At 75.9% G+C, this 16,772-nt stretch carries 13 protein-coding genes; 6 read left to right on the top strand and 7 right to left on the bottom strand.

What is annotated here, in order from left to right; all coding sequences use genetic code 11:
- Nucleotides 1-1,215, bottom strand: coding sequence for a formaldehyde dehydrogenase, glutathione-independent (gene fdhA / locus H7K62_RS04980; RefSeq protein WP_186716824.1), 1,215 nt, complete (start codon nucleotides 1,213-1,215; stop codon nucleotides 1-3).
- A 200-nt stretch (nucleotides 1,216-1,415) separates the two neighbouring features.
- On the opposite strand from fdhA, the gene H7K62_RS04975 reads away from it, so the two are divergent.
- The gene (locus H7K62_RS04975; RefSeq protein ID WP_186716823.1) at nucleotides 1,416-1,631 is read left to right on the top strand and encodes a hypervirulence associated TUDOR domain-containing protein; all 216 of its coding nucleotides are present in this window, start codon (nucleotides 1,416-1,418) and stop codon (nucleotides 1,629-1,631) included.
- Between the two features lie 63 nt (nucleotides 1,632-1,694).
- Here H7K62_RS04975 and H7K62_RS23550 read toward each other — a convergent pair whose 3' ends face one another.
- The 3 genes from H7K62_RS23550 to H7K62_RS04960 are packed head-to-tail and all read right to left on the bottom strand — an operon-like array spanning nucleotide 1,695 to nucleotide 5,445.
- Nucleotides 1,695-2,663 (bottom strand): MaoC/PaaZ C-terminal domain-containing protein, encoded by a 969-nt coding sequence (locus tag H7K62_RS23550; protein ID WP_186716822.1) that lies wholly within the window; start codon nucleotides 2,661-2,663, stop codon nucleotides 1,695-1,697.
- Nucleotides 2,660-4,048 carry a 3-oxoacyl-ACP reductase gene (locus H7K62_RS04965; RefSeq protein ID WP_186717053.1) on the bottom strand — a complete coding sequence of 463 codons (1,389 nt, stop codon included), beginning with the start codon at nucleotides 4,046-4,048 and terminating at the stop codon, nucleotides 2,660-2,662. Before H7K62_RS04965 ends, H7K62_RS23550 begins: the two co-directional genes overlap by 4 nt.
- A 26-nt stretch (nucleotides 4,049-4,074) precedes the next feature.
- On the bottom strand, nucleotides 4,075-5,445 hold the full coding sequence (locus H7K62_RS04960; RefSeq protein WP_186716821.1) for an acetyl-CoA C-acetyltransferase: 1,371 nt from the start codon (nucleotides 5,443-5,445) through the stop codon (nucleotides 4,075-4,077).
- Between the two features lie 79 nt (nucleotides 5,446-5,524).
- Here H7K62_RS04960 and H7K62_RS04955 point away from each other — a divergent pair, with 79 nt between their 5' ends.
- Together H7K62_RS04955 and H7K62_RS04950 are read left to right on the top strand one after the other, a co-directional pair.
- On the top strand, nucleotides 5,525-6,307 hold the full coding sequence (locus H7K62_RS04955) for a TetR/AcrR family transcriptional regulator (RefSeq protein WP_222437097.1): 783 nt from the start codon (nucleotides 5,525-5,527) through the stop codon (nucleotides 6,305-6,307).
- Nucleotides 6,304-8,442 carry an acyl-CoA dehydrogenase family protein gene (locus H7K62_RS04950; protein ID WP_186716820.1) on the top strand — a complete coding sequence of 713 codons (2,139 nt, stop codon included), beginning with the start codon at nucleotides 6,304-6,306 and terminating at the stop codon, nucleotides 8,440-8,442. Before H7K62_RS04955 ends, H7K62_RS04950 begins: the two co-directional genes overlap by 4 nt.
- A 97-nt stretch (nucleotides 8,443-8,539) precedes the next feature.
- Here the strand turns inward: H7K62_RS04950 and H7K62_RS04945 are convergent, their stop codons facing one another.
- A complete protein-coding gene (locus H7K62_RS04945) occupies nucleotides 8,540-9,466 on the bottom strand; it encodes an NAD-dependent protein deacetylase (RefSeq protein WP_370591609.1) in 927 nt (308 codons plus the stop codon).
- Between the two features lie 82 nt (nucleotides 9,467-9,548).
- Between H7K62_RS04945 and H7K62_RS04940 the strand changes: the two genes are divergently transcribed.
- Complete coding sequence (locus H7K62_RS04940) at nucleotides 9,549-10,040, top strand: VOC family protein (RefSeq protein WP_186716819.1); 492 nt, start codon at nucleotides 9,549-9,551, stop codon at nucleotides 10,038-10,040.
- A 40-nt stretch (nucleotides 10,041-10,080) separates the two neighbouring features.
- Here H7K62_RS04940 and H7K62_RS04935 read toward each other — a convergent pair whose 3' ends face one another.
- The gene (locus tag H7K62_RS04935; RefSeq protein WP_186716818.1) at nucleotides 10,081-10,236 is read right to left on the bottom strand and encodes a hypothetical protein; all 156 of its coding nucleotides are present in this window, start codon (nucleotides 10,234-10,236) and stop codon (nucleotides 10,081-10,083) included.
- A gap of 44 nt (nucleotides 10,237-10,280) precedes the next feature.
- Between H7K62_RS04935 and H7K62_RS04930 the strand changes: the two genes are divergently transcribed.
- Together H7K62_RS04930 and hrpA are read left to right on the top strand one after the other, a co-directional pair.
- On the top strand, nucleotides 10,281-11,411 hold the full coding sequence (locus H7K62_RS04930) for a PP2C family protein-serine/threonine phosphatase (protein WP_186716817.1): 1,131 nt from the start codon (nucleotides 10,281-10,283) through the stop codon (nucleotides 11,409-11,411).
- Between the two features lie 48 nt (nucleotides 11,412-11,459).
- Complete coding sequence (hrpA, locus tag H7K62_RS04925) at nucleotides 11,460-15,746, top strand: ATP-dependent RNA helicase HrpA (RefSeq protein ID WP_186716816.1); 4,287 nt, start codon at nucleotides 11,460-11,462, stop codon at nucleotides 15,744-15,746.
- Here the strand turns inward: hrpA and dhaK are convergent.
- Nucleotides 15,743-16,738, bottom strand: a complete 996-nt coding sequence (dhaK, locus tag H7K62_RS04920; protein WP_186716815.1) for a dihydroxyacetone kinase subunit DhaK — start codon at nucleotides 16,736-16,738, stop codon at nucleotides 15,743-15,745. The two genes, hrpA and dhaK, sit on opposite strands and share 4 nt — an antisense overlap.
- Between the last annotated feature and the right edge of the window lie 34 nt (nucleotides 16,739-16,772).

Here is a 16,772-nt window from a genome sequence, read left to right as displayed (position 1 = left end):
TCAGCGCTTGATGACCCCGTGCGGGTCGAGCACGTACTTCTTGGCGGCGCCCTTGTCGAAGTCGGCGTAGCCCTGGGGCGCCTCCTCCAGGGAGATCGGCGTGGCGTTGACGGCCTTCGCGATCTGCACCCGGTCGTGCAGGATCGCCATCATCAGGCCGCGGTGGTACTTCATCACCGGGCACTGGCCGGTGGTGAAGCTCAGCGACTTCGCCCAGCCGGTGCCCAGGTCGAGGGAGAGCGCACCGCGCTTGGCGGCGTCGTCGACACCGCCCGGGTCACCGGTGACGTAGAGGCCGGGGATGCCCATCGCGCCACCGGCCGCGGTCAGCTCCATGAGGGAGTTGAGCACCGTCGCCGGCGCCTCCTGCTGCGCACCGGAGCCGTGGCCGCGCGCCTCGAAGCCCACGGCGTCGACGCCGCAGTCGACCTCGGGCACGCCGAGGATCTGCTCGACCTGGTCCTTGGGGTCGCCCTTGGACACGTCGACGGTCTCGCACCCGAACGCCCGCGCCGCCGCGAGGCGGTCCTCGTTGAGGTCACCGACGATGACGACGGCGGCTCCGAGCAGCTGCGCCCCGGCCGCCGCGGCCAGGCCCACCGGGCCGGCGCCGGCGATGTAGACGGTCGACCCGACGCCGACGCCCGCGGTCACGCAGCCGTGGAAGCCGGTCGGGAAGATGTCCGACAGCATGGTCAGGTCGAGGATCTTCTCCATCGCCTGGTCCTTGTCGGGGAACTTCAGCAGGTTCCAGTCCGCGTAGGGCACGAGGACGTACTCGGCCTGCCCGCCGACCCAGCCGCCCATGTCGACGTACCCGTACGCCGAGCCCGGGCGGTCGGGGTTGACGTTGAGGCAGATGCCGGTCTTGCGCTCCTTGCAGTTGCGGCACCGGCCGCACGCGATGTTGAACGGCACCGAGACGAGGTCGCCCACCTTGATGAACTCCACGTCCGGCCCCACCTCGACCACCTCGCCGGTGATCTCGTGGCCCAGCACGAGGCCCTCGGGGGCGGTGGTGCGCCCGCGGACCATGTGCTGGTCAGAGCCGCAGATGTTGGTGGAGACCGTCTTGAGGATGACGCCGTGCCGGACGGGGCGGCCGACGTTGGCGGGGTTGACGCCCGGGCCGTCCTTGAGCTCGAACGTCGGGTAGTCGATGTCGATGACGTCGACACCGTGGCCGTTGTAGGCCACTGCGCGGTTGCTGCTCATGCACGCTCCCGAGGTGAGCCGGGCACCCGCGTCACCGCTGGCGCGGACGTCCCGGACACCCCGACCGTAGGGCCCTCGCGGCGCCGGATCAACAGCGGGGACCCCGTGATGCATCAGAAGAACATCAGATGACGATCTCCGTGCTGCCTCCGGTCGGGTGAGGCGCGTGTGAGCCGCCCGGCGCTGGGCAGGGAGGGCCCATGGCTGAGGAGCAGACCTTCCGCAAGGGCGACGACGTCGAGTGGTCGTCGCACGGCAACACCGTCGAGGGCACGGTGGAGAAGAAGATCACCGAGGACACCGAGGCCGCGGGCCGCACGGTCAAGGCCGACGACGACGACCCGCAGTACCTGGTCAAGAGCGACAAGACCGGCAAGGAGGCCGTCCACAAGCCGGACGCCCTCGACAAGGCCTGACCCCCACCCCGTCGGTGGTCGTGGGCGCTGGCCCCCCTGGTCGAGGGTGGCCAGCGCCCAGGATCACGAGGTGGGGCGCAGAGGGGCGGCGGTGGCCGTGAGGTGCACGCGGTCGCCGGGCAGCGGGACGCCCGACCGGACGGCCAGCGACCACCCGCCCCCGGCGGCACCGGCACCGTCGTCGACGGGCTCGGCGCACAGGGTCGCGCGCGAGCCGAGCAGCAGCGGCGAGCCCCACCGGGCGCGGACCTCGACGGCGGGCCCGAGCCGGGGCTCCACCTGCCCCACCGCGCGGGCCAGCGTCCACAGGCCGTGCGCGATGGCGCCGCGGAACCCGAACGCCCTGGCGGCCAGCGCGGAGAGGTGGATCGGGTTCACGTCACCGCTGACGGCGGCGTAGCGGCGCCCGGCGTCGGCGGGCACCCGCCAGCGCGCCGCCGTCCTGACGGCGGGCTCCGGCAGCCCGTCGCCCAGGCCGACGACGACGCCGGTCGCGCCCGCCCCGGCCGCCGAGGCCCCGCGCGCCAGGTAGCCGCTGGTGCCCTCCCACACGACCTCGCCCTGAGCGCTGGTCAGCACCGAGCCCAGCTCGACCACGGCGCCCTTCGGGTGCTGCGAGAGCCCGCGCACCGCGACGCGCACGTCCACGCGCTCCCCCGGGGCGAGCGGCCGGTGCTGGCGCACCACCTGCGTGACGTGCACCAGGCCGGGAAGCGGCAGCGGGAACTCCTCGGCGGAGAGCAGCTCCAGCTGGGCGGCGAAGGCCAGCAGGTGCGGACCGAGCACCGGAAGGACCGGGCGCAGCGGCACACCCGTGGCGCGGGCCAGCGCCGCGGCCCGGTCCGTCCCCACCGACGCTCCAGGGCGGACGACCTGCGCGGGAACGCCGCCCGGTCCGGCGGGGAGCACCAGCGGCTCCCCCGCCGCCGCCCGGGCGCGCAGCGCCGCGCCCTTGCGGCGCGCGCTCAGCACCGCCCGCGCGTAGACGGGCGCCAGCGACGGCTCCGACCGCTGGGACTCCTCCCGGCTCACGCGCCCACCAGCGCCTGGCCGCAGACCCTGACCACCTGGCCGGTGACGCCGGCGCTGGCGGGCTCGGCGAGCCACGCGACCGCCTCGGCGACGTCCACCGGCAGGCCGCCCTGCTGCAGGCTGGCGGTGCGCCGACCCAGCTGCCGCAGCAGCGGCGGGATCTTCGCGGTCATCTCGGTCTCGATGAAGCCCGGCGCGACCGCGTTGGCCGTGGCCCCGACCTGCCCGAGGCGCGGCGCGAGCGCCCGGACCATCCCCGCGACGCCCGCCTTGGACGCCGCGTAGTTGGCCTGCCCGCGGTTGCCCGCCAGCCCGGACGTGGAGGAGACCCCCACCACCCGCGCCCCCGCGCCCAGCAGCCCGGCGTCGAGCAGCGCCTCGGTCAGGCGCAGCGGCGCCGCGAGGTTGACGCCCAGCACCGCCTCCCAGCGGGCGGCGTCGAGGTTGACCAGCAGCCGGTCCCGCGTGATGCCGGCGTTGTGGACGACGACGAGCCGGTCGGCCCCGGGCCCGTCCAGCGCGCGCCGCAGGTGCTCCACCAGCCGGTGCGGGGCGTCGGGTGCGGTGACGTCGAGCGCGAGCGCCTGCCCGCGCACGCCGTTGGCGGTGCGCGCGAGGTCGCCGCTGGCGGCGGGCACGTCCACCGCCACCACGTGCGCGCCCTGCCGGGCCAGCACCTGCGCCGTGGCCCGCCCGATGCCGCGGGCGGCCCCGGTGACGACGGCGACGGCGCCGCTCAGCGGCTGTTCGCCGGCGCGGCGCACGTCGTCGTCGTGGACCGCGGCCGCCACGTCCACGACCTGCCCGTCCACGAACGCCGACCGCGCTGAGACCAGGAAGCGCAGCGGCCCGTCGAGCTCCGCCGGGCCGGCATCGGGGGCCAGGCGCAGCAGGCCGGCCGTGGCGCCGGCGCGCAGCTCCTTGCCGACCGTGCGCACGAGGCCCTCGAGGCCCTGCTGGACCGCGGCGGCCTCGACGTCGTCGAGGTGGGCCGGGGTCCGGCCCACGAGCAGCACCCGGGCGCTGGCCCCGAGGCGGCGCACCGCAGGGCCCAGCGCCAGGCCGAGGGCGGTGAGGTCGGGAGTGCGGGTGACGCCGGTGGCGTCGACGACCACCGCGCCGAGGCGCGTCCCCTCGGGCACGGCGGCGAGGTCCAGCTGCGCGTCAGCGCCGGCGCGCGCCAGCAGCGAGGCCAGCGCATCGCCGGCCTCGCGGGTGCGGAACACCGACGCCCCCGACCCGGCGGCGAGCACGAGCGCCGGGCCGCCCAGCAGCGGCGCACCGGGCTCGGAGCGCCGCAGCACCGCTGGGCGCGGCAGCCCGAGCCGCCGCGCGACCGCGGCGCCGGGCGCGGTGCGGACGAGCTCGGCGTAGACGTCCCTCACCTGCGCGCCCCGAGCGGGCCCCGCGCTCACGCCGCCTCCAGCGCCATGACCACGCCCTGCCCACCGGCGGCGCAGACGGAGATGAGCGCGCGCGGCGCGCTCTCGCCCGCGCCCCGACGAGCGGCGAGCCGGTGCAGCTGCTTGGCCGCGGTGGCGAGCACCCGCCCACCGGTCGCGGCGAACGGGTGGCCGGTGGCGAGCGACGAGCCGACGGGGTTGAGGCGCGTCCTGTCGACGGCACCGAGCGCGGGGCGCCCGAGCCGCTCGCGGCAGAAGTCCTCGGACTCCCACGCGGCCAGGGTGGCGAGCACGGTCGAGGCGAACGCCTCGTGGACCTCGAGGACGTCGGCGCTCTGCAGGGTCCAGCCGATCCGGTCCAGCAGCCGCGGCATGGCGTAGACGGGTGCGGTGAGCAGGCCGTCGGTGCCGGTGACGAAGTCGACCGCGGCGGACTCCGCGTCGACCACCCTCGCCAGCACCGGCAGGCGGTGCTCTGCGGCCCACTCGCGGCTGGCCAGCAGGACGACGGCGGCGCCGTCGGTCAGCGGGGTGGAGTTGCCGGCGGTCATGCTGGCGGCACCGGGCTGGTCGGCGGGCAGGTCGCGCCCGAAGACGGGCTTGAGCGCGGCGAGGGCCTCCACGGTGGTGGAGGGGCGCAGCACGTCGTCGCGGCGCAGGCCCAGGCAGCTGGTGACGAGGTCGTCGAAGAAGCCCTCGTCCCAGGCCCGTGCCAGGGCCTGGTGGCTGCGGGCGGCCAGCCCGTCCTGCGCGGCGCGGCTGACGCCCCAGGCGGCCGCGGTCAGCGCGGCGTGCTCGCCCATCGACAGGCCGGTGCGGGGCTCGGCGTTGCGGGGGGCCTCGATGCGCACCGCGCTGGGGCGCAGGCCCGCGAGCGCCCGGAGGCGCTGCGTCGTCGACCGGGCCGCGCGCGCGGCGAGCACCGTGCGGCGCAGGTCGTCACCGACCGCGAGGGGCGCGTCGCTGGCGGAGTCGGCGCCGCCGGCGATGCCGGAGTCGATCTGCCCGACGCGGATGGCGTTGGCCACGATGACCGCGGCCTCCAGGCCGGTAGCGCACGCCATCGACAGGTCGGTGGTGGGGGTGGTGGGGGCGAGCGCGCTGGACAGCAGCGCCTCGCGGGTGAGGTTGAGGTCGGTGCTGTGCCGCAGGACCGACCCGGCGACGACGGCGCCGAGGCGCTGGCCCGCCAGGCCGGTGCGGGCGGTGAGCCCGTCGAGGGCGGCGGCCAGGAGGTCCTGGCTGGAGGCGCGCGCGTAGGCGCGCCCGGCGCGGGAGAACGGGGTGCGGTCCGCGGCGACGACGACGGCGTCGCGCAGGCCCGCTGCCTGGGACGCCCGTGGGCTGGAGGCGGTCGCGGGAGCGCTGGGGGTGGCCACCTCACGACGGTACCCGCAGACGGGGTCTACCCGGTACTGGAGGTAGCGGGTACCAGCGGTACCGGGTTACGCTCGCTCGGTGACGCCCGCCGCGACGACGCCTGCGCCGGCGAGTGCTGCCCCCGCACCAGCCACCCCCGTGCAGGACGGGCGCAGCACCCGCTGGGAGGCGCACCGCCGCGCCCGCCGCGAGGAGCTGGTCCAGGCCGCGCTGCGCGCCATCACCCAGCACGGGCCGGGCGTGGGGGTCGACGAGATCGCCGCCGCCGCCGGCACCAGCAAGACCGCGCTCTACCGGCACTTCGCCGACAAGGAGCAGCTCTACCTCGCCGTCGCCGACCGCGTGAGCCGGCGCATCCTGCGCGACCTGGCCGCCGCCGCCGCCCAGCACGAGCGCCCGCGCGCGGCCCTCGGCGCCGTCATCGCCACCTACCTGCGCCTCGTCGAGCACGACCCCGACGTGTACTGGTTCGTCACCCGCGGCGCCGGGTCGGTGGCCGCGACCAGCGCGGCGGACCCCCTGGCCGGCCTCACCCAGGCGGTCAGCGCCGAGTTCGCCCGCGCCATCGCCCGCCAGCTGCGGGCCGCCGGCCTGGAGGCCGGGACCGCCGAGCCCTGGGCCCACGGCCTGGTGGGCATGGTCCGCGCCGCGGCCGACCACTGGATGGGCACTCCCGTCCCCGAGGGCGGGCGGCGCACTCCAGCGGCGGTCCTGGCCGAGCAGCTGACCGCCCTGGCCTGGGGCGGGCTGTCCCGGGCGCCGGTGGTGACGGCCCCGCCCTCCGCGACACCGCCCCTCACGACCCCGCCCACCGACCGCCCCGACCGGGCGGCGCAGCACCACCTGGAGGAGACGCCATGAGCAGCCCCACCACCCAGAGCGCGGCCGGCCCGAGCAGCACCGACGCCGCTGCTGTCGCCGCCGGGGTCGCCGAGACCGCGGGCGGAGCCCCCAGCCGCCTCGACGGCCAGGGCGAGGGCGCCGCCGGACGCGTCTGGCCGGTCGACCCCGAGCAGCTGGTCGCCGACCCGCGCGCCGTCCAGAAGGTGCTGGACGGGCGCTGGGCCCCCGTGCGCGACAGGGCTCGCGCCACGATCCCCGCCGCGTGGTGCGAGCCGACGGACCACCTGTCCACCGAGGAGCACCGCGCCCTGACGCTGCAGCGGCTCCGGGAGGTCGTGCCCACCGGCGAGCACCGCTACGGCTTCGCGGCCAGCGCCACCGGCGGCATCGGCGGCGACAGCGTCGGTGCGCAGACGGTGAACTTCGAGATGCTCGGCCACGCCGACCTGTCGCTGACCATCAAGGCCGGCGTGCAGTGGGGCCTGTTCGCGGGCTCGATCCAGGCCCTGGGGACCGCGAAGCACCACGAGAGGTACCTGCGCGACGCCGTCGAGCTGGACCTGCTCGGGTGCTTCGCCATGACCGAGACCGGGCACGGCTCCGACGTCGCCAACCTGCGCACCACCGCCACCTACGACGAGGCCACGGGCGAGTTCGTGGTCCACTCCCCCGGCCCCGAGGCGCGCAAGGACTACATCGGCAACGCCGCGCGCGACGCGCGGATGGCCGTGGTCTACGCCCAGCTCGTCACCCGGGGCGAGACGCACGGCGTGCACGCGGTGCTCGTGCCGATCCGCGACGAGGCGGGCAGCGCCCTGCCCGGCGTCACCCTGTCCGACTGCGGCCGCAAGATGGGCCTGAACGGCGTGGACAACGGCCGGATCATGTTCGACCACGTGCGGGTCCCGCGGGAGAACCTGCTGGACCGCTACGGCCAGGTGGCCGAGGACGGCACGTACACCTCCTCGATCTCCAACCCCAACGCCCGCTTCTTCACCACGCTCGGCGCCCTGGTCAAGGGCCGCGTCTGCATCGGCGCGGCGGCGCTGGCCGCCGCGAAGACCGGGCTGGCCATCGCGGTGACCTACGCCGAGCGGCGCGCGCAGTTCCCCAAGGCGGGTGGTGCGAAGGGCGAGGAGGTCACGCTGCTGGACTACCGCACCCACCAGCGCCGGCTGCTGCCCCTGCTGGCCTCCTCCGCGGTGTACGCCCTGGCCCAGGACGACCTGGTGGCCGAGCTGCACCGCGTGACCAACCCCGTGCTGCTGGGCGCCGCCCCCGCACCCGGCCCGCAGAAGGCCCTGGAGGCGAAGGCCGCCGGCATGAAGGCGCTGCTCACCTGGCACGCGACCCGTTCGCTGCAGGAGGCGCGCGAGGCCTGCGGCGGCTCCGGGTTCCTCTCGGAGAACCGGATCGCGCAGCTCAAGGGCGACACCGACGTCTTCACCACCTTCGAGGGCGACAACACCGTCCTGCTGCAGCTGCTGGGCAAGCACCTGCTCTCCGAGCACCGCGACGCCCTCAAGGGCGCCGGCAGGATCGGGCAGGCCCGGGCGGTGACGACGTCCCTGGTGGACGCCTACGCCGGCCGCACGCCCGCCCGCGCCGTCGCCGGCTTCGTCGGCGAGGTGGTCACGGACATCAGCGCGCTGCGCCAGCGCGGGGCGGCCAAGCAGGCCGGGTCGGCCCCGGAGGAGGCCGACTCCGAGCTCTTCGACAGGGCCTGGCAGCTGCGGATGCTCGAGCACCGCGAGCGCCGCACGCTGGAGAGCCTGGCGCTGCGGATGCGCAAGCGCGCGCAGGCCGGTGAGAGCGGCTTCACGGTGATGAACGAGGTGCAGGACCACCTCGTGCTCGCCGCCCGCGCGCACCTCGACGCGTGGGTGGCCCGGACCGCCGACGCGGCCATCGCCCGGGCCGAGGACGAGCGCGCGAAGGTGCTCCTCTCGCGCCTGCTCGACCTGCACGTGCTCTCGCTGGTGGAGGCCGACCGCGCCTGGTACCTGGAGCGCGGGCTCGTCACCGCCGGCCGCAGCCGCGAGCTCACCACCGCGGTGAACGCGCTGTGCGCGCAGGTCCGGCCGCACGCGCTCCGCGTGGTGGACGCCTTCGGGCTGCCGCAGGGCTGGCTGGGCGCGCACATCGCCAGCTGAACCCCCCACCTCCACCGCGACGATCAAGGAAGTCGCCAACGCCGGCGCGTGTGCCACTTCCTTGATCGTCGCGGCAGGAGGCGGGGCAGGGGGCGGGTCAGCGGGACGCGGAGAGCGCGTCGGCGGGCTCGGAGGCCAGGCGCGACACCAGCTGAGGCAGCAGCTCCTGCACGGGGGCGGCCACCTTGAGGACGCCGTCGGCGTCGGCGCGGGTCGCGCCGTCGGTCACCACCGCCACCGGCTGGCCCCGCCGCACCGCCGCCCGCACGAACCGGTACCCGCTCATCACCGTCAGCGACGAGCCGAGCACCAGCAGCGCCGGAGCCAGCTCCAGCAGGTCGTAGGCGCGCTCCACGCGGTCCTTCGGCACCGGCTCGCCGAAGTACACGACGTCGGGCTTGAGCGTCCCGACCTCGCACACCGGGCACAGCACCACCACGAACGAGGCCACGAGGTCCTCGGGGAGGTCGACGTCGCCGTCGGGGTTCACGCGCAGCTGGTCGGCGACGCCCTCGGCCGCCTCGGCGAAGCCGGGGTTGGCCGCGCGCAGCCGCCGGTCCAGCTGGGCGCGGGGCACCACCGCGCCGCAGCCGAGGCACACCACCCGCGCCAGCGTCCCGTGCAGCTCGAGCACGCGCTCGCTGCCGGCGGCCTGGTGCAGCCCGTCGACGTTCTGCGTCACCACGGCGCCCACCGCTCCGGAGCGCTGCAGGTCGGCCACCGCGGCGTGCGCGGCGTTGGGCCGGGCGGTGGCGATCTGCCACCAGCCCACGTAGGAGCGGGCCCAGTAGCGCCGGCGGCCCTCGGGGTCGTGGAGGAACTCCTCGTACCGCATGGGCGAGCCCTTGCGCTGGGAGCCCGTCGGCCCGCGGTAGTCGGGGATGCCCGACGCGGTGGACATGCCCGCCCCCGTCAGCGCCATGACACCGCGCCCGGAGGCCCGGGCGGAGGACAGCAGCGCGGCCAGCTCCTCGACGGACTCCTCGACGGACCCCGCGACGGAACTGGCGGGCAGCTCGCTCACCGGATCACGCTAAGCCAGCACCGATGACTCCCGCGCGCCCGGACGGTCACACCCCACAGGATCGAGAGGAAGGACGACGACCATGCCCGAGATGGTGACGTGCCTGTGGTTCGACGGGGCCGCGGAGGAGGCCGCCCGCCGGTACACCGAGCTGTTCCCGAACAGCTCGGTCGACGCGGTGGTCCGCTCCCCCGCCGACAACCCCAGCACGCCCGAGGGGGCGGTGCTCACCGTCGAGTTCACGCTCGACGGGCGGCGCTTCCTGGGGCTGAACGGCGGCCCGGCGTTCACGCCCAACGAGGCGGTGAGCATCCAGGTCCTGTGCGCCGACCAGGCGGAGACCGACCACTACTGGGACGGGCTCGTCGCCGGCGGCGGCCAGGAGAGCGAGTGCGGGTGGCTCAAGGACCCGTGGGGCTTCTCCTGGCAGGTGGTCCCGCAGCGCCTGACCGAGCTCATGGCCGACCCGGACCCCGACCGCGCCCGGGCCGCGATGCAGTCGATGATGACCATGCGGAAGATCGACGTGGCGGAACTGGAGCGGGCCGTCGCCGCGGTGCCGTCGTCGTCCTGACCCGAGGACCAGGACGACGACGGCAGCCGGCGAGCCGCGCTCAGCTGCCGGCGCTGCCCGGCTCCGGCGGGGACACCTCACCGGCCTGCAGCTCGGCGAGCTCGCGCTCCGGGGTCTCGGCGGCGGCCGGGTCGGCGTTGGCGCCGGGAAGCCCCCCGGTCTTGCCGACGCCGCTCTCGTGGGTGCTCTCGCTCATGCCTCCTGCCTACCGCTCCCAGCCGCGTGCGGCACGCTGGGCGGATGGGCGGGGGCTTCGGCGCAGGCGCGGACGACGAGCACGTGCTGCTGCGACCCACCCGGCGCTGGCTGTGGCTCGGGGTGGCGGCGTGCGTCGGGCTGACGGCGACCGACCTCGTCTCCGGCGAGCTCAGCGGCGACCCGGGCGCGGCGAACATCGGGGGTGCGTTCGCCCTGGCGCCCACGATCACGGCCATCGGCGGAGCCCGCTGGCACGTCGTGGCGGTGGGACTGCTGGCCACCCTGGTGGCGCTGTGGACCTGCCTGGTGGACGGCACCCCGCCGCTCACCACGCTGGTCAGCTGCGGCGTGGTGGCGCTGTCGACCGCGGTGGTGGCCGTGGTGGCGGGCGTGCGCCGCTCCCACCTGGCGCAGCTGCAGGACCGCCGGCAGGCCGCCCGCACGCTGCAGTCCGCGATGCTCACGCACCTGCCCCAGCCGCGCGGCCTGCAGCTGGCCAGCCGGTACACCCCGGCGAGCTCCGGGGACCAGGTGGGCGGCGACTGGTACGACGCGCTCGTGGACGCCTCCGGCGCCACCACCCTGGTCATCGGCGACGTCACGGGCCACGACATCCGCGCCGCCGCGTCCATGGGCCAGGTGCGCGCGGTGCTGCGCGCCTACGCCGTGGAGGGCGGGCAGGAGCCGTCGGCGCTCATCGCGCGCACCGAGGCGGCCCTCGACGCTCTGGGGCTGGACGTGCTGGCCACCCTCGTGGTGGCCCGGGTCGACCCGCCGCAGACCCCCGGCGGCGCGCGCCACCTGACCTGGAGCAGCGCCGGCCACCCGCCGCCGGTGCTCGTGGCGCCGGACGGGGACGGACGCGCGCGCGCCGTCGTCGTCCCCACCAGCAGCGGGGAGCCCGGGCCCGACGTCATGGTGGGCGTGGTGCCGGGATCGGCCCGCCGCGACCACCGCTGCCCCCTGCCGCCGGGCGCGACCCTGCTGCTGCACACCGACGGCCTGGTGGAGCGGCGCGACGCCGACCTCGACGCGGGCACCGCCGCGCTGCTCGCCGAGCTGGAGCGCGAGGGCCACCGGGACCTGGACGACCTCCTCGACACCGTGCTGCCGGACCTGCTCCACGGCCACCGCGACGACGACGTGGCCGTCCTCGCCGTCCGCACCCGCTGAAAACCCGCGGGCCGCCCGCCGCTCCCGCCGCCTACCCTGGACGGCGAGATGACGACGACGACCGCGGGCCCCGACCCGGCCGTGCTCCGCAGCGGGCTCGTGGCCACCACCCTGCGCGACGAGCGCCGCCTGGCCCGGCGCCTGGACGGCGCCGAGCGCGCCCAGGGCCCCCGGCGGGCCCGGCAGCTGGCCGAGGTCGCCGAGCAGGTCCTCGCCGCGCAGGGGCGCCTGGCCTCGCGGGCGGCGTCCGCGGACGCCCTCGTCGGCTCCATCACCTACCCGGACCTGCCGGTCAGCGCTCGCCGCGACGACATCGCGGCCGCCATCGCCGGTCACCAGGTGGTCGTCGTCGCCGGCGAGACCGGCTCGGGCAAGACCACCCAGCTGCCCAAGATCTGCCTGGAGCTGGGCCGCGGCGTGCGCGGCCTGGTCGGGCACACCCAGCCGCGGCGCATCGCGGCGCGCGCGGTGGCCGAGCGCGTGGCCGAGGAGCTGGGGGGGCCCTCAGCAGCAGTCGGCCAGGCGGTCGGCTACGCGGTCCGCTTCACCGACGAGGTCGGGCCCGACAGCCTGGTCAAGCTCATGACCGACGGCATCCTGCTGGCCGAGGTCCAGCGCGACCCGGACCTGCTCGCCTACGACACGATCATCATCGACGAGGCGCACGAGCGGTCCCTCACCATCGACTTCCTCCTGGGGTACCTGCACCGGCTGCTGCCGCGCCGACCGGACCTCAAGGTGGTCATCACCTCCGCGACCATCGACCCGCAGCGCTTCGCCGACCACTTCTCGACCGTCGCGGGCGAGGTGCCGGTGGTGGAGGTCTCCGGGCGCACCTTCCCGGTGGAGGTGCGCTACCGCCCGCTCAGCCTCGACGAGGCGCCCCTCGACGGTGCCGGCGGTGCCGGCGAGGACGGGGAGGACGACGACGGCGAGTCGCTCGAGGCCGACCCCGACGACGCGCGCCACGGTCGGGGTGAGGACCGGGACCAGACGGAGGGGATCCTCGACGCCGTCGCCGAGCTCACCGCGCTCGGTGAGGGTGACGTGCTGGTGTTCCTCTCCGGCGAGCGCGACATCCGCGACACCGCCGACGCCCTGACCGCCGCGATCGAGCGGCGGGAGGTCCCCGGTCTGCGCCCGGCGGGTTCGGGCGGCGCGGGTGCCACGGAGGTGCTGCCGCTGTTCGGGCGCCTCTCGGCGGCCGACCAGCACCGCGTCTTCTCCAAGCCGGGCGCCGGCACCTCGCGGCGGATCGTGCTGGCCACCAACGTGGCGGAGACGTCGCTGACGGTGCCGGGCATCCGGTACGTCGTCGACACCGGCACCGCCCGCATCTCCCGGTACTCGGCGCGCACCAAGGTGCAGCGCCTGCCCATCGAGCCGGTGAGCCAGGCGAGCGCCGCGCAGCGGTCGGGGCGCTGCGGTCGCGTGGCCGACGGCGTGGCGATCCGGCTCTACAGCGAGCGCGACTTCGAGTCCCGGCCGCGGTTCACCCAGCCCGAGGTGCAGCGCACGTCGCTGGCCAGCGTCATCCTGCAGATGGCCTCCCTCGGCCTGGGCGCGGTGGAGGACTTCCCCTTCCTGGACGCCCCCGACCGCCGCCAGGTGCGCGACGGCCTGGCGCTGCTGCACGAGCTCGGCGCGATCGACACCGCCACGCCGGAGGGGAACCCCCGCCTGACGGAGGTCGGCAAGCGGCTGGCGCAGGTGCCGGCCGACCCGCGGTTCGCGCGGATGCTGCTCCAGGCCGACCGCGAGGGCGTCGTCCCGGAGCTCCTCGTGCTGGTGGCGTCCCTGTCGGTGCAGGACGTGCGGGAGCGTCCGCTGGAGAACGCCGACGCCGCCCGCAAGAGCCACCGGCGCTTCGCCGACGAGCACTCCGACTTCGTCTCCACGCTGAACCTCTGGAAGTACCTCACCGAGCAGGCGGCCGAGCGGTCGTCGTCGTCGTTCCGGCGGATGTGCAAGGCCGAGTTCCTCCACCACCTGCGGATCCGCGAGTGGCAGGACGTCCACGCCCAGCTGCGGCGCGTGCTGCGCGGGCTCGGCATCTCCACGCCCGGTGGCGCGGAGAGCGCCCGGGTGCGCACCGGCGAGGAGCTGGAGCCGGTGCGCGCGCAGGTGCACGCGGCGCTGCTCGCAGGGCTGCTGACCCAGGTGGGCAGCAAGGACCTGCGTGCTGAGGAGAAGAACGGGCGCGACGGCCAGCGCGAGACCCGGCGCCGCGGCCCGGCGGAGTACGTCGGGGCGCGCGGCACGCGGTTCGCCATCGCCCCGGGGTCGGTGCTGGCCAAGCGCTCCCCCAGCTGGGTGGTGGCCGCCGAGCTGGTGGAGACCTCCCGGCTGTGGGCGCGCGTCGTCGCCCGGGTCGACCCGGAGCAGGTGGAGGCCCTGGCCTCGCACCTGGTGGTGCGCAGCCACTCCGAGCCGCGCTGGAGCAAGCAGCGCGGTGCGGCGGTGGCCACCGAGCGGGTCACGCTGTACGGCCTGCCGCTGGTGGCCGGGCGCACCGTGCCGCTGGCCCGGCTCGACCCGCTCACCGCACGGGACCTCTTCATCCGCCACGCCCTCGTGGGCGGGGAGTGGGACGCGCGCGGCGCCGCCGTGGCCTTCGTGGAGGCGAACGCCGCGGTGGCGCGCGACGTCGAGGAGCTGCAGGCCCGCACCCGCCGCCGCGACCTGCGGGTCGACGACGAGGCGCTGGTCGCCTTCTACGACGCCCGGCTGCCCGCCGACGCCACCTCCGCCCGCGCGTTCGAGGCGTGGTGGCGCAAGGAGCGGCGCACCAGGCCGGACCTGCTGACCCTGACCGTCGCCGACCTCACCACCGGCGACGCGGACGTGGAGGACGCCCCCACGTCGTGGAGCTCGGGCAGCTTCGACCTGTCGCTGAGCTACCTGTTCGACCCGCGGTCCACCCGGGACGGCGTCACCGTCCACGTGCCGCTCGCCGTGCTCGCGCAGGTGCCGGAGACCGGGCTCGACTGGGGCGTGCCCGCGTGGCGCACCGAGCTGGTGACGGCGCTGCTGCGGGCGCTGCCCAAGCCGGTCCGCGTGCAGCTGGTGCCGGTTCCCGACACCGCCCGCGAGGTGGCGGCCGCGCTGCCGGCCGTCCCACCGCCCGGGGTGAGGCTCGTCGACGCCGTGGCCGAGGTCCTCCGCGCGCGGCGCGGCGTCGTCGTCCCCCCCGAGGCCTGGGACGCCGCGCGGCTGGCGGAGACCGCCCCGCACCTGCTGCCCACGTACGCCCTCGAGGACGCCGACGGGCGCGTCGTCGCCACCGGCAAGGACCTCGCCGCGCTGCGCGAGAAGACCGCCGGCGCGCAGCGCGCCGCCGTCGTGCAGGCGGTGACGGCGGGGGCCAGGGCGTCCGGGCAGCAGCTCGAGCACGAGGCGCTCACCGCCTGGCCGGCTGGGCTGGTGCTCGCCGAGCAGGTGGAGACCGCCGCACCCGACGGGCGGCCGGTGGTCGGCTTCCCCAGCCTCGTGGTGGAGCGCTGGACGGCCGCGTCGAAGCAGACGAAGGACGGCGAGCGGCGGATCGCGGTGCGCGTGCTGGCCACCGAGGCCGAGGCGCGCGCCGCCCACCCGCGGGGCGTGGCCCGCCTGGCGCGACTGGTGCTGGCCAACCCGACGAAGTCGCTGCTGGACGGGTTGGGGACACCTGCCCGTCTGGCCCTGGCGCGGTCACCGCACGGCACCGTGGAGGCGCTGCTGGCGGACTGCGCCGACGCCGCGGTCGACCACCTCGTCGGCGCCCGCGCCCCCGGTGGCGGGCTCGGCGTCCGCGAGGGGCAGACCTTCGACGCGCTGCTGCGCGCGGTCCGCCCCGACCTGCTGGCCACCACGCAGCAGGTGCTCGGGCTCGTGCAGCGGGTGCTGAAGTCGGCCCGCGACGTCGAGCACGCCCTCGACAGGACCCCGGCCTCGCTGCCGCTGGTGGCGTCCCTGGCCGACGTGCGCGCCCAGCTCGGGGTGCTGGTGCACGCCGGCTTCGTGGCCGAGGTGGGGCTGGCGCGGCTGCCTGACGTGCAGCGCTACCTGCGCGCGCTGCTGCGCCGGCTCGAGGTCCTCGGCGGCTCCGGTGGCGGGGGTGGTGCTGCCCAGGCGGCGCAGCGCGACCGCGACCGCACCGGCGTCGTCCAGCGGCTCGAGGCGGACCTCGAGCGCGCTGTGGCGGCGCTGCCCTCGGCGCGCCGGGACGCCGAGGAGGTGCGCGCGGTGCGCTGGCAGCTGCAGGAGCTGCGTGTGAGCCTGTTCGCCCAGACCGTCGGGGCGAGCGGTCCCGTCAGCGAGAAGCGCGTCGCCGCCGCCATCACCGCCCTGCGCTAGAAGATCCGCAGGCCGATCTCGGCGGGGGCCTCCAGGAGGCCCTTGATCTCGTCGTCGAGCTTGACCAGCGTGATGGACGCGCCGGCCATGTCCAGCGACGTGCAGTACTCGCCCACGTAGTTCTTGGCCACGGTGATGCCCGCGTCCGCGAGCCGCCGGTGGGCGATGCCGTAGACGAGGTACAGCTCGCTGATGGGCGTGCCGCCCAGGCCGTTGACCATGAGCGCCACCTCGTCGCCGGAGGAGAACGGCAGGTCGGAGACCACCGGGTCGAGCAGGTTGGCCACCAGCGTGTTCGCGTCGGCCATCTTCTCGCGCGACCGGCCCGGCTCGCCGTGGATGCCGACGCCCAGCTCGTACTCGTCCTCGCCCAGCTCGAACAGCGGGGAGCCCTTGGCCGGCGGGGTGCAGCTGGTGAGCGCCAGGCCCATGGTGCGGGTGACGCTGTTGACCCGCTTCCCCAGCTCGACGAGCTCCTCCAGCGAGGCGCCCCTCTCGGCGGCGGCGGCCACGGCCTTGATGACGAAGAAGTTGCCCGCCACGCCGCGCCGCCCGACGGTGAAGGAGGAGTCCTTCACCGCGACGTCGTCGTCGATCAGGAGCACCGCCACCTTGATGCCTTCGGCCTCGGCCATCTCCCGGCCCATGTCGAAGGCCATCCGGTCACCGGTGTAGTTGTTCACCAGCAGCAGCACGCCCGCGTCGGAGGCCATGAGCTTGGCGGTCTCGTAGACGTAGTCCATGGGCGGGGCGGCGAAGACGTCGCCGGGGCAGGCGGCGTCGAGCATGCCCCTCCCCACGGCCATGACGTGCGCGGGCTCGTGACCGGAGCCGGAGCCCTGCACGATCGAGACCTTGCCGGCCACCGGAGCGTCGGCGCGGGCGATGAGGTTGTGCTCGGGGACGTACTTGAGGGTGTCGGGGTTGGCCAGGGCCAGGCCCTGGAGCATCTCGGGCACGAACTGCTGGGGGTCGTTGACGAACTTCTTCACGGTCATCTCCTCGTCGAGAACGGTGGCGGAGGGC

The sequence above is a fragment of the Quadrisphaera sp. RL12-1S genome, from assembly GCF_014270065.1.
Taxonomy (GTDB): Bacteria; Actinomycetota; Actinomycetes; order Actinomycetales; family Quadrisphaeraceae; genus Quadrisphaera.
This window is presented reverse-complemented; position numbering and strand designations above follow the sequence as displayed.